Source organism: Stenotrophomonas sp. HMWF023 (genome assembly GCF_003060985.1).
In the GTDB taxonomy this organism is placed as follows: Bacteria; Pseudomonadota; Gammaproteobacteria; order Xanthomonadales; family Xanthomonadaceae; genus Stenotrophomonas; species Stenotrophomonas lactitubi.
The window spans coordinates 1-4,027 of record NZ_QAIJ01000112.1 but is presented as its reverse complement, the minus strand read 5'-3'; the positions used below and the strand labels follow the sequence as shown (position 1 = coordinate 4,027).

Here is a 4,027-nt window from a genome sequence, read left to right as displayed (position 1 = left end):
TCATCGCATGGACCCGATCATGAACAAGCCCGCCGCACGCATCTCTGCCCTGTCGCTGTCGTTGATGCTGCTGGCCGGTTGTGCCACCACCAGCCTCGTCAGCGCGCCCGAATCGCCGGCCCAGAGCCAGGCGCTGGCGCTGATCGAACAAGGCAAGCCGCGCGACGCCGCCCTGCAACTGGAAGCGTTGGCCGCCACCCTGCGTGGTGGTGCCCGCAGCAACGCCCTGGCCGATGCGGCCTGGGCCTGGCATCTGGCCGGCGACAGCGCACGCGCGCGCAGCCTGCTGGGCCAGGTGACCGCCCGCCAGGTGAACGGTGCCAGCCTGCAGCGCTACCAGCTGGCCAGTGCCGAGCTGGCGCTGGCCGACAAACAGCCGGCGCAGGCGCTGGCCCTGCTGAAGGATCATGGCGACAGCGTGCACCCGAGCCTGCGCACGCGCTGGTCGCTGGCCCGCGCCAATGCCCTGCAGGCTACCGGCGATGCCTTCGGCGCCGCCACCGAACGCGCCCGTGCGCACGCCGGTCTGGCCGGTGCTGCGCGCAACGAGAACCAGGCCGCCATCTCCGGCCTGCTCGGCACCCTTGACGATGCCACCCTGCGCAGCCGTGCCGCCGCACTGCCGGCCAATGACCCGTTGTACAACTTCGCCGGCCGCGCGCTGATCGCCCGTGGCCTGCCGCTGCCGCGCCCGTTCGATCGTGATGGCGCCGCCCAGTTCGACACCAGCAAGCGCCCGCCGGCCATGAGCGATGGCTACCGCCCACCGGCCAAGCTGGCGGTGCTGCTGCCGCTCAGCGGCCGCCTGGCCACCGCCGCGCAGCCGGTGCGCGATGGCCTGCTCAGCGCCTACTACGGCGAAACCCGCCGTCGTCCGGAGGTTAATTTCTTCGATACCGCCGGTACCCCGGCCGGTGCGCTGGCCGCGTATGACAAGGCCGTAGCGTCCGGCGCCGACTTCGTGGTCGGCCCGCTCGGCCGCGACGAAGTGGATGCCGTGTATGGCCGCCAGCAGCTGCCGGTGCCGGTGCTGGGCCTGAACCGCGGCAAGGATGCACCGCCGGCCGGCAGCGCGGGTTTCTCGCTGGCACCGGAAGACGACGGCATCGTCGCCGCCGAATACATGCGTGGCCGCGAGCGCAGCAAGGCGCTGGTGATCAACAGCAGTGACGACACCGGCCGTCGCGCAGCGGCCGCGTTCGCCCAGCGCTTTGCCCAGCGCGGTGGCAGCGTCGCCGCCACCATCGCTGTCAGCGAAACGGTGGGTGATGTCAGCGCGCAGGTACGCAACGCCGGCGCAGTCGATGCCGTGTTCCTGGCCGTACGTGCACCGCAGGCCCGCCTGCTGGCGCCGCAGCTGGCGCTGGCCGGTGCCGGTGGTGCCACCCGCGTGGGTACCTCGCAGCTGACCACCGGCAGCGGCAAGGTCGAAGAAGACGTGGCGCTGGACGGCATCATCTACCCGAACGAAGCCTGGAACGTGCGCAGCGTGTCCGGCGTGCCGTCCGCTGCCCAGGTCGCGCAGACCCTGCCCAGCGCGCGCGGCGCGGCCGGCCGCCTGTTCGCCTTCGGCGCCGATGCCTGGAAGATCAGTGCCTACCTGGACAAGCTGTCCAACGAGGGCGGCCTGGACGGTGCCACCGGTACCCTGTTCCTGGACAGCAACGGCAACATCCTGCGCCAACCGGCGTGGTCCACCTTCAATGGCGGCCGGCCGATGCCGATCGTCGGTGGTCGCTGAGCGCAGCCAACGTGGCTCGGCGGTGGAAGCCGCCGCCGAGCAGCATCTGCAACAGGCCGGGCTACAGCCGCGTGCACGCAACGTGCGTTACCGCGGCGGTGAACTGGACCTGGTGATGGATGACGCCGGTACCGTGGTGTTCGTGGAAGTGCGCTACCGCGCGCGATCGGATTTCGGTGGCGGCGCCGCTTCGGTGGATGCGCGCAAGTGCCGGCGCCTGGCGCATGCCGCGCAGCTGTACCTGCAGGACAACCCGGCGCTGGCCAATGCGCCCTGCCGTTTCGATGTGGTGGAAGCCAGTGGTGAGCCACCGCAGTTGCATTGGCTGCGGGATGCGTTCCGGTTGGATGATTGCTGATGGGTACCGTCCGCTTTGGTAGAGGCCGACCTTGGTCGGCGCTTCTGTACCAACCAAGGTTGGCACCTACCAGAGCGCAGCCTGGCCGGCTCTACCACGGTGCGTGACTGATGCCTTCGATCATCACCCACGCAGCCGTGCCGCTGGCGCTGTGGTGCGCCGCTGATCGTGGCCGCATCCCGCCGCGACTGCTGGCGGCCGGTGTGGTCGCGGCAATGCTGCCCGATGCCGATGTGCTGGCGTTTGCCCTGCATGTTCCGTATGCCGATGCATTCGGCCATCGGGGTGCCAGCCATTCGTTGTTGTTTGCCGGCGTGCTGGCGGTGTTGGCAGCGTTGCTGGCGTTCTTTGGTAGTCGCCGACCTTGGTCGGCGCCTTTGTGCCAACCAAGGTTGGCACCTACCGGAGAGGCAAATGCACGCTCTGGTAGAGGCCGACCTTGGTCGGCGGGTTTGTGCCAACCAAGGTTGGCATCTACCGTTCAAGCGGCGACGTTCGTCTTCGTCTGCGCCGCCAGCCATCCGCTGCTGGACGCACTGACTTCCGGCGGTCTGGGCGTTGCCCTGGCCTGGCCTTGGAGCGAACACCGCTTCTTCGCGCCCTGGCGCCCGATCCGCGTTTCACCGTTTGCCCCGCAGTTCTTCAGCGCGCGCGGCGTGGCCACGTTGCTGTCGGAACTGCGTTGGGTCTGGCTGCCGCTGGCCGGCGCCGTTGTTGCCTGGAAACTGATTCAACCCGCCCCTGCTGCCCCACGAGATCCGTCATGAGTACTGCCCTGCCCGCTGCCCTGGTTGCCGAACTGTCCGCCCTGCTGGGTGCGGAGGGCTGGCGCATGGATGACGGCGCGCTGGAGGCGAACGCGCAGGACAACTCATGGCGCCACCAGCGGCCGGCTGCAGTAGCGCTGCCAGCAGATATCGAACAGGTGCAGGCCCTGGTGCGCGCCTGCCGCACGCATGGCGTGGCACTGGTCGCGCGCGGCGCAGGCACCGGCACCACCGGTGCGGCGGTGCCATTGCCCGGCAGCGTCGTGCTGTCGTTCACCCGCATGGACCGCATCATCGACATCCGTGCCGGTGACCGCTGCGCCGTGGTGCAGCCAGGCGTACTCAATGGAACGCTGCAGCAGGCGCTGGCGCCGCATGGCCTGTTCTGGGCGCCGGACCCGTCCAGCGCGGAGATCTGCAGCGTCGGTGGCAACCTGGCCTGCAATGCCGGCGGCCCACGCGCGGTGAAGTACGGCACCAGCCGCGACAACGTGCTGGGCCTGGTGGCGGTGACCGGCACCGGCGAGGTGATCCGCTGCGGTGGCGCCTACACCAAGGATTCCACCGGCTACGACCTCACCCACCTGCTGGTGGGCAGTGAAGGCACGCTGGCGCTGATCGTGGAAGCCACCCTGAAGCTGACCCCGCTACCGGTCAGCCAGGCCGGACTGCGCGTGCTGTACCGCGATGCCGATGCAGCCGCCGCAGCCGTGTCACGCCTGATGTCGCAGCCGGTGGTACCCACACGCCTGGAATTCATGGACGCCCGCAGCCTGCAGCTGCTGCGCCTCAACGGTGCCGAAGTACCCGAGGCCGGCGCGATGCTGCTGGTCGAGGCCGATGGTGACCACGACACCCTGCCCTACCTGCTGCAGGCGCTGGCCAGCGCCGCCGAAGGCGACGGCATGATCGAACTGGACGTGGCGATGGAAGGCCGCGCGCGCGACCAGCTCTGGGCCGCACGCAAGGCGCTGTCGCCTGCACTGCGCAGCATCGCCCCGGGCAAGATCAATGAAGACGTGGTGGTGCCGGTGTCGCGCATCCCCGACCTGGTGGCCGGCGTGCAGGCGCTGGCGCGCGACTACTCGCTGACCATCGTCACCTTCGGCCATGCCGGCAATGGCAACCTGCACGTCAACATTCTGTACCACCCCGACGACG

General features: G+C 69.5%; 4 protein-coding genes. All 4 read left to right on the top strand.

The features are described from left to right. The first annotated feature begins 19 nt into the window (after positions 1-19). Positions 20-1,741 carry a penicillin-binding protein activator gene (locus DBR20_RS05965; RefSeq protein WP_108265545.1) on the top strand — a complete coding sequence of 574 codons (1,722 nt, stop codon included), beginning with the start codon at positions 20-22 and terminating at the stop codon, positions 1,739-1,741. After that, entirely contained in the window at positions 1,731-2,099 is a 369-nt protein-coding gene (locus DBR20_RS05960; RefSeq protein ID WP_181357032.1) for a YraN family protein, read from the top strand. The genes DBR20_RS05965 and DBR20_RS05960 overlap by 11 nt, the downstream gene beginning before the upstream one ends. 110 nt (positions 2,100-2,209) lie before the next feature. Further along, positions 2,210-2,866 (top strand): metal-dependent hydrolase, encoded by a 657-nt coding sequence (locus DBR20_RS05955; RefSeq protein ID WP_108265544.1) that lies wholly within the window; start codon positions 2,210-2,212, stop codon positions 2,864-2,866. Then, the coding region (locus DBR20_RS05950) for an FAD-binding protein (RefSeq protein WP_108265543.1) at positions 2,863-4,027 on the top strand (1,165 nt) is incomplete at its 3' end. The genes DBR20_RS05955 and DBR20_RS05950, both read left to right, overlap by 4 nt.